Annotated in this window: 19 protein-coding genes and 1 tRNA gene; 14 read left to right on the top strand and 6 right to left on the bottom strand. The window is 45.6% G+C overall.

Going from position 1 to position 18,999, the window contains the following annotated elements; genetic code table 11:
- Positions 1–221 precede the first annotated feature (221 nt).
- Both ABU165_RS22230 and ABU165_RS22225 read left to right on the top strand, forming a co-directional pair.
- Positions 222–722, top strand: a complete 501-nt coding sequence (locus ABU165_RS22230; RefSeq protein ID WP_022544325.1) for an Lrp/AsnC family transcriptional regulator — start codon at positions 222–224, stop codon at positions 720–722.
- Positions 719–1,888, top strand: a complete 1,170-nt coding sequence (locus ABU165_RS22225; RefSeq protein ID WP_094769478.1) for an aminotransferase — start codon at positions 719–721, stop codon at positions 1,886–1,888. Before ABU165_RS22230 ends, ABU165_RS22225 begins: the two co-directional genes overlap by 4 nt.
- A gap of 137 nt (positions 1,889–2,025) precedes the next feature.
- Here the strand turns inward: ABU165_RS22225 and ABU165_RS22220 are convergent, their stop codons facing one another.
- Entirely contained in the window at positions 2,026–2,376 is a 351-nt protein-coding gene (locus tag ABU165_RS22220; protein ID WP_009795406.1) for a helix-turn-helix domain-containing protein, read from the bottom strand.
- Between the two features lie 330 nt (positions 2,377–2,706).
- On the opposite strand from ABU165_RS22220, the gene yugI reads away from it, so the two are divergent.
- Complete coding sequence (gene yugI / locus ABU165_RS22215; RefSeq protein ID WP_009795405.1) at positions 2,707–3,099, top strand: S1 domain-containing post-transcriptional regulator GSP13; 393 nt, start codon at positions 2,707–2,709, stop codon at positions 3,097–3,099.
- A gap of 52 nt (positions 3,100–3,151) precedes the next feature.
- Here the strand turns inward: yugI and ABU165_RS22210 are convergent, their stop codons facing one another.
- Positions 3,152–4,555, bottom strand: coding sequence for a sigma-54 interaction domain-containing protein (locus ABU165_RS22210; protein ID WP_170939581.1), 1,404 nt, complete (start codon positions 4,553–4,555; stop codon positions 3,152–3,154).
- A gap of 295 nt (positions 4,556–4,850) precedes the next feature.
- Between ABU165_RS22210 and ABU165_RS22205 the strand changes: the two genes are divergently transcribed.
- A complete protein-coding gene (locus tag ABU165_RS22205) occupies positions 4,851–6,041 on the top strand; it encodes an ornithine--oxo-acid transaminase (protein ID WP_009795403.1) in 1,191 nt (396 codons plus the stop codon).
- Between the two features lie 72 nt (positions 6,042–6,113).
- Here the strand turns inward: ABU165_RS22205 and ABU165_RS22200 are convergent, their stop codons facing one another.
- Entirely contained in the window at positions 6,114–6,344 is a 231-nt protein-coding gene (locus tag ABU165_RS22200; protein WP_009795402.1) for a DUF378 domain-containing protein, read from the bottom strand.
- A gap of 175 nt (positions 6,345–6,519) precedes the next feature.
- On the opposite strand from ABU165_RS22200, the gene ABU165_RS22195 reads away from it, so the two are divergent.
- The 4 genes from ABU165_RS22195 to ABU165_RS22180 all read left to right on the top strand — a co-directional run bounded on the left by ABU165_RS22195 (position 6,520) and on the right by ABU165_RS22180 (position 9,779).
- A complete protein-coding gene (locus ABU165_RS22195; protein WP_094769481.1) occupies positions 6,520–7,683 on the top strand; it encodes an iron-containing alcohol dehydrogenase in 1,164 nt (387 codons plus the stop codon).
- Positions 7,684–7,875: 192 nt separating this feature from the next.
- Positions 7,876–9,225 carry a glucose-6-phosphate isomerase gene (locus ABU165_RS22190; protein ID WP_009795399.1) on the top strand — a complete coding sequence of 450 codons (1,350 nt, stop codon included), beginning with the start codon at positions 7,876–7,878 and terminating at the stop codon, positions 9,223–9,225.
- Positions 9,206–9,379, top strand: coding sequence for a hypothetical protein (locus ABU165_RS22185; RefSeq protein WP_009795398.1), 174 nt, complete (start codon positions 9,206–9,208; stop codon positions 9,377–9,379). The genes ABU165_RS22190 and ABU165_RS22185 overlap by 20 nt, the downstream gene beginning before the upstream one ends.
- The gene (locus tag ABU165_RS22180) at positions 9,372–9,779 is read left to right on the top strand and encodes a YugN-like family protein (RefSeq protein WP_009795397.1); all 408 of its coding nucleotides are present in this window, start codon (positions 9,372–9,374) and stop codon (positions 9,777–9,779) included. The genes ABU165_RS22185 and ABU165_RS22180 overlap by 8 nt, the downstream gene beginning before the upstream one ends.
- 6 nt (positions 9,780–9,785) lie before the next feature.
- Here ABU165_RS22180 and ABU165_RS22175 read toward each other — a convergent pair whose 3' ends face one another.
- Together ABU165_RS22175 and ABU165_RS22170 are read right to left on the bottom strand one after the other, a co-directional pair.
- Complete coding sequence (locus tag ABU165_RS22175) at positions 9,786–10,772, bottom strand: potassium channel family protein (RefSeq protein ID WP_318061015.1); 987 nt, start codon at positions 10,770–10,772, stop codon at positions 9,786–9,788.
- 415 nt (positions 10,773–11,187) lie between these two features.
- Entirely contained in the window at positions 11,188–11,976 is a 789-nt protein-coding gene (locus ABU165_RS22170) for an SDR family oxidoreductase (RefSeq protein WP_318061016.1), read from the bottom strand.
- Between the two features lie 138 nt (positions 11,977–12,114).
- Here ABU165_RS22170 and ABU165_RS22165 point away from each other — a divergent pair, with 138 nt between their 5' ends.
- The 3 genes from ABU165_RS22165 (at position 12,115) to ABU165_RS22155 (ending at position 15,146) form a co-directional block, all read left to right on the top strand.
- Positions 12,115–13,101 carry a Gfo/Idh/MocA family protein gene (locus ABU165_RS22165; protein WP_318061017.1) on the top strand — a complete coding sequence of 329 codons (987 nt, stop codon included), beginning with the start codon at positions 12,115–12,117 and terminating at the stop codon, positions 13,099–13,101.
- Positions 13,102–13,153: 52 nt separating this feature from the next.
- Entirely contained in the window at positions 13,154–14,239 is a 1,086-nt protein-coding gene (locus tag ABU165_RS22160; protein WP_318061018.1) for a nitric oxide synthase oxygenase, read from the top strand.
- Between the two features lie 97 nt (positions 14,240–14,336).
- Complete coding sequence (locus tag ABU165_RS22155) at positions 14,337–15,146, top strand: YitT family protein (RefSeq protein ID WP_009795391.1); 810 nt, start codon at positions 14,337–14,339, stop codon at positions 15,144–15,146.
- A 398-nt stretch (positions 15,147–15,544) separates the two neighbouring features.
- Here the strand turns inward: ABU165_RS22155 and ABU165_RS22150 are convergent.
- Positions 15,545–15,617: transfer RNA gene (locus tag ABU165_RS22150), tRNA-Ala, on the bottom strand.
- 251 nt (positions 15,618–15,868) lie between these two features.
- Here ABU165_RS22150 and ABU165_RS22145 point away from each other — a divergent pair.
- The 3 genes from ABU165_RS22145 to ABU165_RS22135 all read left to right on the top strand — a co-directional run bounded on the left by ABU165_RS22145 (position 15,869) and on the right by ABU165_RS22135 (position 18,272).
- Positions 15,869–16,570, top strand: a complete 702-nt coding sequence (locus ABU165_RS22145; protein WP_009795389.1) for an MgtC/SapB family protein — start codon at positions 15,869–15,871, stop codon at positions 16,568–16,570.
- 154 nt (positions 16,571–16,724) lie between these two features.
- Positions 16,725–17,633: a DMT family transporter gene (locus ABU165_RS22140; RefSeq protein ID WP_306010616.1), complete on the top strand. Its 909-nt coding sequence runs from the start codon at positions 16,725–16,727 to the stop codon at positions 17,631–17,633.
- Positions 17,634–17,687: 54 nt separating this feature from the next.
- Complete coding sequence (locus ABU165_RS22135; RefSeq protein WP_318061019.1) at positions 17,688–18,272, top strand: GNAT family N-acetyltransferase; 585 nt, start codon at positions 17,688–17,690, stop codon at positions 18,270–18,272.
- Positions 18,273–18,999: the final 727 nt, after the last annotated feature.

Raw genomic sequence — 18,999 nt, 5'->3', positions numbered from 1 at the left:
AGAAGCTGGTCATGCAGACGCTGGCACAGGACAGGGCGTTCATAGTCTGCGTTCCTTTTGAAGCAAGGCGCTCGCGCTTTTCTGTTATATCATTCCCCTTTCATTGCCCTTCACACATCACTGGAAAAATTATTTTAGAAAAATAATAGAAAAGTGAGATTTATTATTCCGCTGATTTTGCTATAATGTAAATATTTTAAACGGGAATGGGAGGAAGGTCCATGAGACTGAGTGAGAAAGAGCTTGAAATTGTTGAAATACTGGAAAAAGACGCACGCACCCCGCTTGAGGATGTGGCGAAAATGGCCGCGATCTCTGTTGATGAGGCGGCAGCGCTGCTGGAAAAACTGGAGCAGTCCCGGGTAATTGTCCGATATACCTCTGCAGTGGACTGGGCCAGGATTGACGGCCATGAGGGCGTAACCGCTATGATTGATGTAAAGGTGACCCCCAAAAGGGGAGTCGGCTTTAACGAGGTCGCACAGCGGATATACCGGTATAAGGAGGTAAGCTCAGTTTACCTGATGTCCGGGGCCTACGACCTGTCTGTCATTGTGGAAGGGCGTTCCATGAATGAGGTTGCCCGGTTTGTATCAGAGAAGCTTTCGACCCTGGATTCAGTGCTGTCAACCACCACTCATTTTATTCTGAAAAAGTATAAGCATGATGGAACAATTTTTGACCAGGCAGACGAAGATAAAAGAATTGTGGTATCGCCGTGATGAAAACGAAAACTTATATATCCGCTAAGGTCGATCAGCTTAAGCCTTCAGGCATCAGGCGTTTCTTCGATCTGGCGGCAGGTATGGAAGGCGTCATTTCCCTTGGTGTAGGCGAGCCGGATTTCGTGACCCCCTGGTCAGTCAGGGAGGCAGCGATCCTGTCGCTGGAGCAGGGGTATACCTCCTACACTGCGAATGCCGGCCTGCTTGAACTAAGGCAGGAAATTGCCTCTTACATGGGGAAAAGCTTCGGCGTCCAATATGAACCAGAATCTGAAATCATCGTCACAGTAGGGGCAAGCCAGGCAATCGATATCGCTTTAAGAGCCATCTTGGATCAAGGGGACGAAGTAATTGTGATCGAGCCTTGCTTCGTATCTTATGCTCCGCTTGTAAGCCTGGCGGGCGGGACTCCTGTTTCTGTCCAGACAAGAAAGGAGGACGATTTCAAAATCCTCCCTTCCCAGCTGGAACAGGCGATAACGCAGCGGACAAAAGCGATTCTTCTATGCTCTCCCAATAATCCTACCGGAACGATGCTGTCGGGCAAAGAACTGGAGGCCATAGCGGCTGTTGCTGAAAAGCATGATCTGCTCGTCCTGTCAGATGAAATCTATGCAGAGCTCGTCTATGATGAGGAATATACAAGCTTTGCCAGCATCAGCGGGATGAAGGAAAGGACTTTATTGATTTCAGGATTTTCGAAAGGCTTTGCCATGACGGGCTGGAGGCTTGGGTTTATTTGTGCGCCGAAGGAGATATCCCAGGCTATGCTGAAAATTCACCAGTACAGTATGATGTGTGCTCCGACCATGGCGCAGTTTGCCGCTCTGGAAGCGCTGAGGACAGGCAGGGGCGATGTGGAAAGCATGCAAAAAAGCTACCGGCGCCGCCGCAATTATTTTGTTCAGTCCCTCGAGGATGTCGGGCTGCCGTGCCATATTCCCGGCGGTGCTTTCTATGCCTTTCCTTCCATTGAAGGAACAGGATTAACTTCTGAGCAGTTTGCGGAACAGCTTCTGCTGGAGGAAAAGGTAGCCGTCGTTCCAGGGAATGTCTTTGGGGAGAGCGGGGAAGGGCATATCCGCTGTTCTTATGCATCATCCATGGAACAGCTGCAGGAAGCCGTAAAAAGAATCGGCCGATTCCTTGAAAACAGAAAATAAAAAAAGGGATACCCATCAGGATATCCACTTCAAAAAGGGGGGGAATACTAGAAAGCTTATGTTTTAAGCTTTTCCGGATTCCCCCTTTTGTATACATAGAAACTCAGAAAATATTTTAATTAAGATCTCAATTAAGTTTATCTCGCTGCCTGGATCGCATCCATCATCCTCAAAAAATTTTCTTTTCCCATTTTCTTCGCATTTTTTAAAATCATTTTTGCATCGTGTATGCCTGTTTCTAAAAGGAGCTGCTCCAGTTCAGGATCCAGTCCTGTCTGGCAAGCTGTGAAACCATGCTCCAACAGCTCGGATGCCGGCACGTCCAGGATCGTTGAGATTTTTAAGATGGTCTGGGTGTCAGGCTGCTGGCAGCCGTTTTCGTATTTTTCGATAGTGCTTGTGCCTATTCTAAGCTTTACAGCCAATTCCTGCTGAGTCAGATTCAACCTTTCTCTATTCTGCTTAATAGCAAGACCGATTGCGGACATTTGTACCCACCCTTTCACAGAATGATCTTACACACTTATTTTACTGCGGAATCAGATAGATGAAATTTGAGATCCTTGTATTTTTTGTTACAGGTCGATAAATGTTATTAATAACAGCTTTAAGAAAAGGAGATGCGGCACTCAAGAGAGAGCAACCGTAATTGAGTGCTCTTAAGCCAGACTTCTGATAACTCCTGAAGTGCCAGTACCCGATGGCATATGCAATGGTCATTTTCTCCAAAAGGATTGCTTTGATAAAAAGGATGATGTATGATATAATTTTTAATTGCGTATAATCGACGAAAATAAATAGGTATTAGGAGTGTTCATATGTCAGAGAAAATCGAAGTGGGCAGCGTATTAACAGGAAAGGTTACTGGAATCCAGCCTTACGGCGCATTCGTTGCTCTTGATGAAAATACACAAGGTTTGGTTCACATTTCTGAAATTACTCACGGGTATGTAAAGGATGTTAACGAGCACCTGAAGGTTGGAGATGAAGTAAACGTAAAGGTTCTTTCAGTGGATGAAGCTGCAGGAAAGATCGGTTTATCTATCCGTGCAACTGAAGAAGCACCAGCTGAAGCTGCTGATGCAAAAGCAAGAAAGCCTCGCAAACCACGCCAGGCTGCAGCGATTCAGTACAATGATTCTGATTCTTCCCAGGGTTTCAACACGCTCAAGGATAAGCTTCAAGAGTGGATTGACCAGTCACAGCGCTAATCTGTTATACGAGAGAAGGCCGGGCATTTATGCCCGGCCTTCTCTCGTATAATCAAGCATGATTTCCGGGATGGACTAGGCCGTGTTTTTTAATCCGGTATTGCAGGTTCTGCCTGCTCATGCCAAGAATTTTTGCGGTCCTGGTGATATTGCCGTCCTGTTCGCGCCACACCTTGTTTATATAAGCTTTTTCCGCAGAAGCCACATAGTCAGATAGACTGGGCTGCGGCCCGGCCGGTTCTCCCAAGTTTCTTCCTGGGGAAGAATGAGAGGTCTCGGCTTTTTGCCTGAAATGATGGGGCAGGATTTCCGATGTTATCCTGGCATCATCCTCAGCCATGTTCATGGCCCCTTCAATCACATGCTCAAGCTCGCGGATATTACCCGGCCAATCGTACCGGAGAAACTGCTCTTCTGTCTCTTCATCCAGCCCAGGGACTTCCATGCCGAACCAGTCGTTATATTTCTGGATGAAAAAGGAGGAAAGCAGCAGAATATCCTCTTTCCGCTCCCTAAGCGGGGGGATAAAGAGGGAGACTGCGCTGAGCCTGTAATACAAATCCTTCCGGAGGCGCCCTTCTGCAATGGCATCGACAGGGTCTTCATTAATGGCGGCCACAACCCTTACATCTATCTCCCGATCTTTCGTGTCCCCGATCCTTCTGACTTTTTTCTCCTGCAGTACGCGCAGAAGCTTTGCCTGCAGGGGAGCGGGCATCGAATTGATTTCATCCAGAAGCAATGTCCCTCCTTCTGCCTGTTCAAAAAGTCCCGGACGATCCACCGCCCCTGTGAAGGCGCCTTTTTTTGTGCCAAAAAGGATGCTTTCAACCAGATTTTCCGGGAGGGCTGCGCAGTTTTGGGCAACAAACGGACCTGGTGAGCGGAGACTTCCGCTGTGTATACTCTGGGCGAATAATTCCTTCCCTGTTCCTGTCTCTCCGGCAATCAGGATAGGAGAGGTGGTCCTGACCGCCCTTTTTGCCGCTTCCACGACTTCAAGGATTGCTTTGCTGCTTCCTATGATGCTTTCAAATGTATAGCGGTCACTATTTTTCCTGGATAGGTTTTCTTTTACAAGCCTCTCGATCCGGCTGACATCCTTTGCGATTTCGATGGCTCCTAATGACTTGCCGGCTGCCAGGATGGGAATGGCATGATTAATGGCGGTTATCTCTTTTCCTTTGCTGTTAAAATAAGTCTGTTTGGCGGGCTGTGTCCCTTTCCCGTTCTGCAGCGCCAGCAAAAGTGTGCTGTCTTCCCGGCGGCTGAAGGGGAACACCTCAAGAAGGCTTCGTCCAATCACTGATTCCGGATCCATTCCTTCTATTTCAGCCATCTTGCGGTTATAGATGATGGTCCTGCCTTCATGGTCAATGGCATGGATTCCGGCATCCACATGTTCAAGGATCTGCTCAAGGATGATTTCTGTTAAATGGTGCTGTTCATTCTTCATATTGTTTGCAGCTCCCTTGTATTGTCTTTTTTTATTGTAAGGCTTTCCTGTCTTATGGAGCAAATAATTTTTGCGTTATTTACTTTCAATTGGATTACAGAGCAAAGGAATTTTGCTTTTGAGATAGGAAGGCCAGGATCTTTCCTTTATTGGAAGCTGGCATATAACTTGCATATACAATAAGTGATTTCAGATAGGTTTTTTCAGAAGAATCAGGCATCTTTTCTTTAAAGGGCGAGCTATTAACGTTACAATGAAAAAGACAATTTCTAAGTGTGAATGGAGGAAACATTATATGGCAAACAGCAGCCAGTTAATTCAGCAGACAGAAAAGTTTGGGGCAAATAATTATCATCCTCTTCCGATCGTCATCTCAGAAGCTGAGGGAGTCTGGGTGAAAAATCCTGAAGGTGAGCGGTATATGGATATGCTCAGCGCCTACTCGGCAGTCAATCAGGGTCACCGCCACCCTAAGATCATACAGGCTTTGAAGGATCAAGCCGACAGGGTCACCCTGACTTCCCGCGCTTTCCATAACGATCAGCTGGGTCCATGGTATGAAAAGGTCAGCAGGCTGACAGGCAAGGAAATGGTACTGCCGATGAACACCGGCGCCGAAGCGGTCGAAACAGCTGTGAAGGCGGCGCGCCGCTGGGCATATGACCGTAAAGGGGTGGCCGGGGACCAGGCAGAAATCATTGCCTGTATCGGGAACTTCCACGGCAGGACGATGACAGCCGTCTCTCTATCTTCTGAAGAAGAGTATAAGAGGGGCTTTGGTCCGATGCTGCCTGGCATCAAGCTTATTCCATATGGGGATCTGGAAGCATTGAAGAATGCTATCACTGAACGGACAGCAGCCTTCCTGATTGAACCCATCCAAGGGGAAGCCGGGATCGTCATCCCTGAAGACGGTTTCCTGAAGCAGGCTTCCGATCTGTGCCGCGCAAACAATGTTCTGTTCATCGCGGATGAAATCCAGGCTGGCCTGGCCCGTTCAGGTAAAATGTTCGCCTGTGAATGGGAGGGTGTTGAGCCGGATATGTATATTCTCGGCAAGGCGCTTGGAGGCGGTGTATTCCCGATTTCATGTGTGGCTGCCGATGAGGATGTTCTTGGCGTGTTCAATCCTGGCTCGCATGGTTCAACCTTTGGAGGCAATCCGATGGCCTGTGCAGTGTCAGTAGCCGCGCTGGATGTTCTGGTAGATGAAAATCTGGCGGAAAGATCCCGGAAGCTCGGGGATTATTTTATGTCCAAGCTTAAAGAAATCGAGAACCCGGTCATTAAAGAAGTGAGGGGCAGGGGCCTGTTTATCGGTGTAGAGCTGACGGAGCCTGCACGCAAATATTGCGAAGCCTTGAAAGAAGAGGGGCTGCTCTGCAAAGAGACACATGATACGGTCATCCGTTTTGCGCCGCCGCTGGTAATCAGTGAAGAAGATCTTGATTGGGCAATTGAAAAAATCAAAAAAGTATTGAGCTAAAAACACAAAAACTCCCCCGGCAGCGGGGGAGTTTTTCCATTAGAATCCTCAATGTATCCGGCGCCAGCCGAATTATGAACGATTTGTTTCAGGAGCACGTTCTACTTCTTCGCTTGGCTTGAATAAAAGGCCGAGGTTGATAAGACCTGCGATACCTACTAGTCCATACACAATGCGGGCAAGAGCAGAGTCTTGTCCGCCGAAAATTGCTGCAACAAGATCAAATTGGAAGAAGCCGACTAAACCCCAGTTGATAGCACCAATGATCGTTAAAACCAGTGCAATGCGTTGAATGGCACTCATGTTGTTTCCTCCTTTTGTTATTCTTTCTTTACTAATGTGATACAGTCATCCAGTAATTATTCATGCTCTAATGACTTTGTTTTTAGTGTTCCCAAGCTCTATATCAAAAAACGTACTTTTTGCATTACTAGGGCAAATAACAGATAATAATAACGAAGAAAAGGAGGATGCTTTCATGCAAAACTTTACATTTTCAAATCCGACGAAATTGATCTTCGGCAAAGATACGCTGAAGGAGCTGCAAAATGAGATTCCCCAATATGGAAAGAACGTACTGCTGGTATATGGGGGAGGGAGCATTAAACGAAGCGGCCTTTATGATAAAGTATTGGCTGAGCTGAAGGATATCGGTGCAGAAGTGTCCGAGCTTTCGGGAGTTGAACCGAATCCAAGGCTTTCAACGGTCCATAAAGGAGTGGAAATCTGCAAGGAAAAAGGCATTGATTTCATCCTTGCTGTCGGCGGCGGAAGTGTGATCGACTGCACAAAGGCAATCGCGGCAGGGGCCAAATATGATGGAGATGCCTGGGATCTTGTCACTAAAAAGGCCTTCGCAAGTGAGGCGCTTCCTTTTGGGACTGTACTGACCCTTGCGGCAACCGGTTCAGAAATGAACGCTGGTTCTGTAATCACTAACTGGGAAACAAATGAAAAATATGGATGGGGAAGCCCCGTCACTTTTCCTAAGTTCTCTATTCTGGATCCGGTCAACACATTCACAGTTCCAAGAGACCAGACGATTTACGGCATTGTGGACATGATGTCACATGTGTTTGAGCATTATTTTCATCTGGAAGAAAACACATTGCTGCAGGACCGCATGTGTGAAGGACTCCTGCTGACAGTAATGGAAACAGCGCCTAAGCTCCTCGAAGATCTCGAGAATTATGAACACAGAGCAACCATCCTCTACAACGGAACAATGGCTCTCAATGGCATGCTGTCAATGGGCTACCGGGGAGACTGGGCAACCCATAATATAGAGCACGCGGTTTCAGCTGTTTATGATATCCCGCATGGCGGAGGCCTTGCCATCTTGTTCCCGAACTGGATGAAGCATAACTTGAGCGTGAAGCCTTCCAGATTCAAGCAGCTGGCAGTCCGTGTCTTCGGTGTAGATCCTGAAGGAAAGACAGATGAAGAAGCAGGACTTGAAGGCATTGAAAAGCTGAGGGAATTCTGGAACAGCATCGGTGCTCCATCACGCCTGGCAGATTATGATATAGATGAAAGCGGCGTTGAAACGATGGCTGACAAAGCTATGGCCAACGGCGAGTTCGGAAACTTCAAAAAACTGAACCGAGAAGATGTCGTGAGTATCTATAAAGCCTCTTTATAAAATTCAAACCTGGTGCCTGGCACCGGGTTTTATTTTAGCTGAAAAACATCAGTTCCTGCTCCACTTTTTCCAGTTGGTTCCTGTGTAAAAAAAAAACCGAAATTGGACACGCTTACATTATGACTAGTTTCTTGATTACTGTCACACCTTTCGTTAAAGTGAAAGAGAATAAAAATAATTGGAGGATCATTCATGACACATGTTCGTTTTGATTACTCAAAAGCACTAAGCTTCTTTGGTGAACACGAGATTACATATTTAAGGGATGCCGTTAAGGTTGCCCACCATTCCCTGCATGAAAAAACCGGGGCAGGGAGCGACTATCTTGGCTGGATCGATCTGCCTGCTGACTATGATAAAGAAGAATTTGCCCGCATCCAGAAAGCGGCTGAAAAAATCAAGAGCGACTCTGATGTGCTGCTCGTCATAGGCATCGGAGGCTCATATCTTGGTGCCCGTGCAGCCATAGAAATGCTGCAGCACAGCTTTTATAATGAACTTCCAAAGGAAAAGCGGACCACTCCGCAGGTGCTCTTCGTTGGAAATAATATCAGTTCAACTTACATGAAGGACGTTATGGACCTGCTCGATGGAAAAGACTTTTCAGTCAATGTTATTTCCAAGTCAGGAACGACGACAGAGCCGGCGATTGCCTTCCGTATTTTCCGCAGTCTGCTTGAAGAAAAGTATGGAAAAGAAGAAGCGCGCAAACGCATCTATGCTACAACAGATAAAGCGAGAGGCGCACTCAAAACATTGGCTAACGAAGAAGGCTATGAATCCTTCATCATCCCTGATGATGTCGGCGGCCGCTATTCAGTACTGACAGCAGTCGGCCTTCTGCCGATTGCGGCAAGCGGGGCGGATATCCAGGCTATGATGGAAGGTGCTGCAAAGGCCCGTGAGGAATACAGCAGCTCTGAAGTCGAAGAGAATGCTGCCTACCAGTATGCAGCTGTCCGCAATGCGCTTTACAATAAAGGAAAGACTATTGAAATGCTGATTAACTATGAGCCGGGGCTTCAGTATTTTGCGGAATGGTGGAAGCAGCTGTTTGGCGAGAGTGAAGGGAAAGACCAGAAAGGGATCTTCCCGGCATCAGCTAACTTCTCTACAGATCTGCATTCCCTTGGACAGTATGTGCAGGAAGGGCGCAGAGATATCTTTGAAACGATCATCAAGGTGGAAAAACCGCGCCACGAGCTGACAATTGAAGAAGCTGACAGCGATCTGGACGGCCTGAACTACCTTGCCGGCAAAACCGTAGACTTTGTTAACAACAAAGCCTTTGAAGGAACAATGCTTGCTCACACAGATGGCGGGGTTCCCAACCTGATCGTTACCATTCCTGAAATGGATGCCTATACATTCGGATATCTCGCTTACTTCTTTGAAAAGGCGTGCGCTATGAGCGGTTACCTTCTGGGGGTCAATCCTTTTGACCAGCCTGGAGTAGAGGCTTATAAAGTCAATATGTTCGCGCTGCTTGGAAAGCCGGGCTTCGAGGAGAAAAAAGCAGAGCTTGAAAAAAGGCTTAAATAGAGACAAAAACGAGAGTGCTGAAAATGTTCAGCACTCTTTTTTATTTTATTCACTGGCTGACTTCCTCAATAAGCCCTTCCTGCGAGAAAATATGATAGATAAAACCAGACCGGGGATACTAAAAAAAAGAAAAGAGGTGCTGGAAAATGATTGAATTACCATCCCGGGTGGAAGGGAAACACTTTGATCTGTATAAGCTTGAGCAGCTGCTTAAGCCGGCTGGCTATACGGTTGGAGGCGGCTGGGAGTATGACCATGGTGCTTTTGATTATAAAATAGACGATGAAGTGGGCTATCAATTCCTGCGCGTACCTTTCAGATCAATTGATGGCCAGCTTGATTCAAGAGGATGCACTGTGGAAATTGAGCGGCCATTCCTTCTCTCCCATAAATATCAGCGCGGGCTGGATGATCATGCTTATACATGGAACCATACCGCTTCTTTTAACCAATTCTCAGAGCCGGTGGACAAAGACGCCAGTTTCCCGGACAAATACGTAGATATCGGCCGCTCGCTTGTCCAGGAGCTGGAGTCGCTTTTGCTGGACGGCTGAACTAAATCAGGCAATGACGATCAGCTCGTCATCTGAATCAATGCTGAAAGGGTGGGGAGGATTCACAAAAGTTTCCTCTCCTCTTTTTATACCAAAAAGAAGCATGCCATCCTTCAGCAGCAGCGCACTTAAATCAGTAAAGGTCACTTCGTATTCAAATTCCTTGGCCGGCATGAGCCTCAGTCTTCTGCCGTTCAGGTGACCAAGCAGATCCAGGAAAGAAGTGACCATTTCCTGTGCTGAAATGCTGTGGATCATAACGGAGCTGGTCAGGATATTCGTCTGGATGATTTCATCCGCTCCTGCCCTTCTTGCGTTCGCAACCTGTTCAGATGTGAGGATTTCGACAATGCATGGAACGCCGGGATTCAATCCTTTTACGGCAAGGAGCGACAGAATTGAATTCATATCGGCCTGAAGTTCATCCCTGTTCTGGTCGGCTGTAATGATTACTTTGTTTGCTTTCCGGATATTTGCTTTCAGGAGCACCTGATCCTGATTTGACCGTCCCTGTATGAAATGAACTTCCCCCGGGGATGGATTGGATCGGAGCGTCTCATCAATAAGTGCAATAGAAACCCCTTTATGCTCCTCCGCCAATGCCGTGATAAGTTCTCTTGAACGTTCATTCCAGCCGATAATGATTAGATGTTGTTCTCCTTTAAAATTCACTTTGCCCTCCAAAAAATCATTTTGTCTTGTTACAGCAGCTGCAGCCAGAGTTACAAAATAGGTTGATAAAAAGCCTGCCCCGGTAAGAATTAAAATAATGCCAGTTACTTTCCCTGGTATGGTATGCGGCACATAATCCCCATAACCCACTGTGGAAGCTGTGATGACTGCCCACCATACTCCGTCAAACACCGTAGGAAAATTATGCGGCTCCAGGATGGAAATGATAAACCCGAATGTCAGAATCACCATTAGTGCAATGAGAAGTATCCGTATAGCGAGCGGGAGCCTTATGAAGCTGGAATAAATGAAATGCGGCATGCTGTTCACTCCTTCTAAATGCAGACACCTACCAGTATGAACAAAGTCCCTTTTTCCAAAACATAATAAAAGGAATAGAACTTATACCCTCAATTGTATTTACCAATGATTCTCTCTGTTATAAACCCACATGCATATAGAAAAATATTTTATTGCGGGCAAGGAATTACAGAAGAAATGGAGAAATAAATAGGGTGCTGGGATTCTCAGGGAAAGGGGAAATGGAGGATTATACATATCAGATATGCGGAGCTTATGCTTTATTTTCGCACAAACCTTAAAAGGGAGCTTACTTTAAAAGAAAAAATCTTTTTACAGGAGATATCCCGGAAAGAGGTTGAAAAAAAGAAGTCATATTACATATAGCAGAAGAGAGCCCGGCAGCAGCCGGGCTTTTATTTCATTAAGCACATTGTCACAGGAGTGATTCGGCTCCGTCAATATATACCTCCGTGCCGGTAATATGGCTGGACAAATCGGATGCAAGGAAATGAACCAGGTCGGCAACCTGTTCGGCAGATCCGGGATGGTCCTCGAGGGGCATGCTTCCCTCCGGAAATTCAACTGGTATTTTTACTTTTTTCAGATTTTCTTCTTCTGGAAAAGTATTTTCGCCTATATTCGTCCTGATGGCTCCCGGGCAAATCAAGTTGACGCGTATGCGGTATCCTGCCAATTCAAGGGCAGCCATTTTTCCAAAGCTGACCTGCCCCCCTTTGGAGGTGCTGTATGCTGACATCCCAAAATTGCGGAAGGTTCTGTTGCCGTTGATAGAGCTGGTGATAATGATACTCCCGCCCTCTTCCTTGAGAAGGGGCACCGCATATTTCACTGTCAGGAAGGTTCCTTTCAGGTTTGTTGAAATGGTCGTATCCCATTCTTCAGGAGTCAGATCTTCAATAGGGGCAACAACACCATTTATTCCTGCATTCGCAAAAACTATATCAAGGCGTCCCCATTTACTGGATACCTTCTGGAAAGCCTCCTCCACCTGCAATGGAACAGAAACATCTGTTTCAATGATCATGGCTTCTCCGCCTGCTGACTCTATTTGAGCTTTGACTTCTTTTGCAAACTCTTCCTTAACATCGACAAGAGCAATTTTAGCCCCTTCTTCAGCAAGCCTGATGCTGGCAGCCTTTCCGATTCCAGAGCTTGCCCCGGTGATTAAAGCGACCTTCCCATTCAGCGCTGATCGGCCCATCCGTACATGACCTCCTTTTTCCAGTCATTTTCCCCCAGTCTGCTGGATAAGAAACCACAAATTGCAGCTGCTGGCGAAATAAGCAGAAAAAATGTATCCTTGTTGGAGAGAATAAAAAGCATTCATGGAGGTGCCGTAATGGTTCGTTTCGGTGTAGTTGGAACAAATTGGATAACAGAGAGGTTCCTTGATGCAGCAGATAAAGTGCAGGATTTTGCGCTTACGGCTGTTTATTCACGGACAGAAGAAAAAGCAAGGGAATTTGCAGATAAATATGGAGTGAAACATACATATACGTCCTTAGAGGAAATGGCGGCAAGCAGTGAGATTGACGCTGTCTACATTGCCAGCCCCAATTCACTTCATGCGGAACAATCAATTCTGATGATGGAACATGGAAAGCATGTGCTCTGCGAAAAACCTGCAGCCAGCAATGCGGCTGAATTAAAGCTCATGATTGAAGCGTCACAGAGGAATAAGGTGGTACTGATGGAGGCGCTGAAATCCACTTTGATGCCGAACTTTAAAGCCGTCCGGGAGAATTTAGGAAAAATCGGACCGGTCAGAAGGTATTTTGCATCATATTGCCAATATTCCTCGCGATATGACGCATACAAGGAAGGGAGGATCCTGAATGCCTTCAAACCTGAGTTTTCCAACGGTGCATTGATGGATATAGGCATTTACTGCATCTATCCGCTGGTGGTCCTATTCGGCAAGCCGGATGGGGTGAAGGCGCAGGGTGTTATGCTTGATTCAGGAGTTGATGGGGAAGGAAGCATGGTATTGAAGTATAAAGAAATGGATGCTGTCATCATGTATTCAAAAATCACTGACTCCCAGCTTCCTGCAGAAATTCAGGGAGAGAACGGAAATATTGTAATCGATAAAATCCATACGCCGGAAAAGGCTGAAATCTGCTATCGCGGCGGCAGTTCAGAATCAATAACAAGAGAGCAGAAGGAAGCCTCGATGTATTATGAAGCAGAAGAATTCGTCGGGCTTGTCAAAAGCGGAAAGCTGGAATCGGCAACGAACACATTGTCCAACTCCCTTGCTGTCATGGAAATTCTTGATTCTGTGAGAAGCCAGCTTGGCATCGTCTACCCTGCAGACAAGAACTGAATGGAAATGGCCATTGCATCAGGATCACTATACGATACAGGGGGGCAAATTTTTGGCAAAGGAACTGAGGAAGGAAGCAGAGAACTTTATTGCTTTATGCCATAGAGAGCTGAATAAAAGCAGCAGCGAAACAGAACAGCGCCTCATTGAAATCCTTGAGGAGATAGATCGTACAGGCAGTTATCATCACACCTATGAAGAGCTTGAGTATGGTGCAAAAACGGCCTGGAGGAACAGCAACCGATGCATCGGCAGGCTCTTTTGGGACAGCCTTAAAGTGTTCGATGAAAGGGAGCTTGAGACTGAAGACGAAATTGGCCAAGCTTTGATGAGGCATATCAGCTATGCTACGAACGGCGGCAAGGTAAGGTCCGCCATCACTGTATTCCGTCAGGAGGAAAAAAACAAAAGAGTAAGGATTCTTAACCACCAGCTGATCAGGTATGCCGGCTATGATACCGGTGATAAGATTATAGGCGACCCAGCCTCCGTCAAACTGACGAACTTGTGCCGTGAATTGGGATGGGAAGGGAAATACGGGCAGTTTGACCCACTGCCTCTTCTTGTCCAGATAGATGAGCGGAAGCCGGCGCTATTTGATGTATCTGCTGAAGATATTCTTGAAGTGCCGCTTGAGCATCCTGAGTTTGAGTGGTTCAGCGATCTGCAATTAAAGTGGTATGCTGTTCCGTTCATATCGGATATGTGCCTTGAAATCGGCGGAATCCGGTATACGGCTGCACCCTTTAATGGCTGGTATATGGGGACAGAAATCGGCGCCCGGAATCTTGCAGACGATTTCAGGTATAATCTGGTCCCGGAAATAGCGGACAGGATGGGGCTTGATACTAAGAGAAACGCCTCCTTGTGGAAGGACCGTGCGCTGGTTGAGCTGAATACAGCTGTTCTTCATTCCTATAAAAAGAAGGGGGTCAGCATTGTTGACCACCATACAGCCGCACAGCAGTTCAGGCTGTTTGAAGAAAAAGAATCAGCATGCGGCAGGCCGGTAACTGGTGAATGGACCTGGCTGATTCCGCCCATTTCTCCGGCAGCTACACATATTTTTCACAGCAGCTATAAAAATGAAATCAAAACGCCAAATTTCTTTTACCAGAAAACTGATTTCCAGTTATAGTTATTTATTCTGAAAACACTATTTTTTAGGGATTCCTTTATTTCTCTACTATAATAAATTAAATTATTATTGTTGTGGAAATAAAGGGGGATGCCATATGAAAAATTTACTGATCATTATTCTGGGTTCTGCGATTGTAGGCTTTGCTTATAATCTATTCCTGATCCCCCATGAAATCCTGAGCAGCGGTCTGAGCGGGGTGGCAATCATGCTCGGCATCATTACACCCTTCAATACTGGCCTCCTCAACTTTCTGTTGAATCTGCCTTTGCTGATCCTTGGTGTCATTAAGCTTGGGAAACGGTTTATTTTCTATACAATCGTTTCTGTGCTGACGCTTTCCGTCAGTCTTTACTTAATACCAGTCAACGCAATCTCTTCTGAGCCTATATTGTCATCCGTGTTCGGCGGGGTATTGACGGGTGCGGGAATCGGGCTTGTGTTCAAGGCTTCAGGCTCCTCAGGGGGATTTGATATCATTGCTATGCTTTTGACGAGGAAAAAAGATTTCCCGCTTGGCGCCATTCTTTCATTGATGAATGCAATCGTGGTTTTGGCTTCAGGCTTCATCTTCAGCTGGGATGCTGCATTGAATACAATGGTAGCCATCTATGCCACAGGCAAGGTGGTTGATACTATTCATACGAAGCATATTAAGCTGACAGTGATGATCGTAACAGCCAAAGGCGAAGAAATGAAAGCAAAGCTTCTCTCAAGCATCTACAGGGGAATTACGGTTATCAATGGAGAGGGCGGCTATACAGGGGAAGGCAGGAAGATCCTCATGACAGTCATAACCCGCTATCAGCTGACTGAGGTCAAGAGCATGATTGATGAGGTTGATCCGCAGGCCTTTGTCAATATTACAGAAACGACCGAAGTTCTGGGCTCTTTCCATAGAACCTGAGGATTTGTACAAAAATAAAGACCCTTGGCCAATTGCTGCAATTGGTCAAGGGTCATGTTTTATCTGCTGTATTTAAATATTCGGCCATCCTCATTTGTCCTTTAGTAAATCTTCCTCTGTAAAATCCGCCTCTTTCACTGCAAAGTAATTCAAGCCTGCTGCGGCAGTAAAGGCTGCTGCCAAAATAGCAATCGTTGAGATCATGCTAATCTCTCCCATCATTTTTATTGTGTTATGGGCATTATTCCCGTTTTGCAGTGCCTTAAACACGTTAATGGTCATGGTATATTTTGCCTGCATAACATAATGGAATGAAAATTAGTATTTCAAAAACTATATTTATTATGCTGATAAAACAAAAAAACCAAAATCCTCTTGGATTTTGGTTTTTGAATGTATGGAGCATAGCGGGCTCGAACCGCTGACCTCTACGCTGCCAGCGTAGCGCTCTCCCAGCTGAGCTAATGCCCCGTGTTCGGTACAAGAAAAATTATATCCGTATTTGATCAAATATGCAAGAGGAAATTCTAATTTTTCTTTTTAAAAATAAAATCTTAAGTTTTCTGCCAGTGAACCTAAAAGTATACCATAATATTAGAGAGCAAGGCCGCATAAAGTAGGAAAAGAAAAGTATGCGTACCGCTATTTTTATTCAAAAATTAGTTTATTCAACTATCTATATTGGAATATTTATATAGATAGTAATTGAAGAGGGGATACATATGGAAGAAATGTTCTATTTGGTGATAAAGAATGATGTAATTATGAAGCTGGGGTTCGCAGCCTTAGCGGGTCTTGTCATCGGTTTAGAGAGGGAGCTGAAAGGGAAGCCGCTTGGGCTTAAGACCTGCCTGATTGTTTCGGTGATGGCATGCCTGCTGACCATCGTGTCTTACGAATCAGCTTTCCTGTATTCAAAGGAATATTCAAGGCCGATGGACCCGGGGCGGATTCCTTCTTATGTAATAAGCGGAATAGGATTCCTTGGAGCGGGCGTGATTCTGCGCAGGGGCAACGAAGCTATTTCCGGGCTGACAACAGCCGCTCTTGTGCTGGCTTCAGCTGGAATTGGCATTACCATTGGTGCAGGGTTCTATATAGAAGCGCTGCTGGGAGTCATTTTTATCATTATTGGAGTTAAAATCATTCCTGCTTTATTTGAACGGATAGGACCAAAAAAACTGAAGGAAAAGGAAATCAGGGTAAAGCTGTATATTGAGAAATGTACGGACCTGACAACCCTGATGAAGGAAATAAAAAGCAAGAAATTAGGAATCAAGCGGGTCCGTGTCAAAGAGGAAGCAGATGATATATTGATCAATTGTGTGATAACTACAACGAGGAGCATGTATACGACCGATGTTTACTATACGATGAAATCGTTGATAGGTGTGATTGCTGCAGAGGTTGAGAGCGGGGAATAGAACAAAGAAGTGCCTGCCCCATCTTGGGCTGGGCGCTTTATTATTTAGATTTGAAACTTGCAAGCGAAAAAAGATGGCCATGTAAAAACCGGTAAGTGTAATATTATAGCTAAACTGGAGTTTTCTTAGAAGGAGATGCAATGACTTGCCCAAGATGAACCCTTATGCAGCATTGGCGATTGGTGTGGTGTCTGTTTCCACATCTGCCATTCTGGTTAAGTTCTCAGCTGCACCATCAGGAGTGATAGCTTTTTATCGTTTATTCTTTTCTGTTTTGCTGATGCTGCCTCTCGTATTATTTAAATATGGGCCAGAGCTCAAACAGATTGGCCGGCGGGATTGGATGTATTCGGCCGTAGCCGGGATATTCCTTGCCTTTCATTTTATCCTCTGGTTTGAATCTCTCCGCTATACTTCAGTGGCAAGCTCAACTGTCCTTGTTACCTTGCAGCCGCTGTTCGCTTTTGCCGGGACCTACTTATTTTTCAAAGAAAGGTTTACTGTGAAAGCAATATTGAGCGGAGTGATAGCTATTGGAGGAAGTGTACTTATCAGCTGGGGGGACTTCAGGGTCAGCGGAACTGCATTGTTTGGAGATCTTTTGGCCCTTGCTGCCTGTGCACTGGTTACAGCTTACCTGATGTTTGGGCAGACAGTGCGAAAAAGGCTGTCTCTTATTACTTATACATTCACCGTGTACAGTATAAGTGCCTTAACCCTTTTGATCTACGTAATCGCTGTTGGTGAGCCTCTTGGGCCTTACCCCGCAAGCGACTGGGTCTACTTTATTCTCCTTGCGGTTATTCCCACCCTGCTCGGCCATACGCTTTTCAATTGGTCCCTGAAATGGCTCAGCACCTCCACGATTTCTATGGCTATCCTCTTTGAGCCGGTGGGTGCTGCTGTCCTGGCATATTTTTTGCTCGGGGAGTTAGTGGCCTGGTATCAGGCTGCTGGAGGAATGATTGTCATCGGGGGGATCATGCTGTTCCTTGCAGATGGCAGAATGATGAAGAGGAAAGCAAAGAAGGCAGAAGCAAGCGGAAATCACCCAAGCCATTAGGTAATGAAGCTTTTATTGTATATGCTGAGTGTTATTGAGAGGAGGGTGATTGGTATGGCAGGGATTGATGCGGCCTTTGCTTCAGAATTCCCCATTATAGAGACTGAAAGGCTTCTGCTCAGGAAGCCTGAGGCGGATGATATTCCCAAGCTGTACAGCATATTTTCTGATCCTGAAGCAACCAGGTTTTATGATGTAGAGCCCTTTAGGTCCGTCAGTGAAGCAGAAGATCTTCTCGAAAGTCTTTTGTGGAGATACAGTATGGAGATGCAGATCAGGTGGGCTATCTGCTGGAAAGAAGACAAAACCCTCCAGGGAACCTGCGGATTCCATTCAGTTGAAAAGCTTCATAATAAGGCGGAAATCGGTTATGAGCTTCACCCGGACACCTGGGGCAAAGGCTTTATGTCAGAAGCCTTGGATGCGATTATCCGCTATGGCTTCATCTGCATGGACCTGAACAGGATAGAGGCGGTCTACCTTCCGGAGAACGCTGCCTCAAAAAAGCTTCTTGAAAAAAAGGGTTTTAAAATAGAAGGAATACTAAGGAAGCGGTTTGTTCACAGAGGAATATACAAAGATGCTGTCATTTCTGCGCTGCTGCAGGAGGAGTACACTAGAGACAGATTTGAGAAATAAAACTTAAAGAATGAGGAGAAGCAGATACAGGCTGTGATGCCTTTATCCTCCGTTCATCCTGCTCGTACGCCCCTTCTTGCTTTTTAGAGCAAAGGTAAGGGGAATTCATGCAAAGCTTAAAAGTGGCCATCCTCAGCAGGATGGCCACTTTTAATTGGTATTAAATAAAAGCAAAAGTAAGCCCGGAGAAAATAAAACCGGATACCGTGGTGAAAATAAAAGTGCCTCCGTAGACTTTTTCTTCCGAGTCTGCAATTTTAATTCCTTCGAAATAGGAAAATGCCAACAAGAATACAGCCATGATAAATGATAAGTAGAGTGCGGCGGTTTGAAGCATAAATCTCACCTTTCGAATATGTTAATATATTATATGGACTGGCTTTGAATGTATGACCCATTCATATAAGTTTCTTTTTTTTCGTGTTGATTGCAGGAATACGGGGCGACAGCTGAGGCATTTTTAAGAAGCCCAGCCTGATTGAGATAGGGGAACACATCAGAGCAGTGTTTCAACCATTCCTTAATCTGAAAAATTAACGGACAAAAAATGAAATTAAATTAAAAAATTATATTGCAATTGTAATTTCACCATGATATATTATTACTTGTCCTCACGAGGAAGAAACGAAAACATCCAATTCAAGTTTTGATAAACAAAAAAAGATGTTGACTTCTTCGATTGAAGATGTTATATTCATAAAGTCGCTTCTGAGCGACGGAGATTGTC

It is taken from the genome of Cytobacillus sp. T106 (genome assembly GCF_040492155.1).
Classification (GTDB): domain Bacteria; phylum Bacillota; class Bacilli; order Bacillales; family Cytobacillaceae; genus Bacillus_AB; species Bacillus_AB infantis.
The sequence above is the reverse complement of the archived record's forward strand: the minus strand, read 5'-3'. Positions and strand labels throughout refer to the sequence as shown.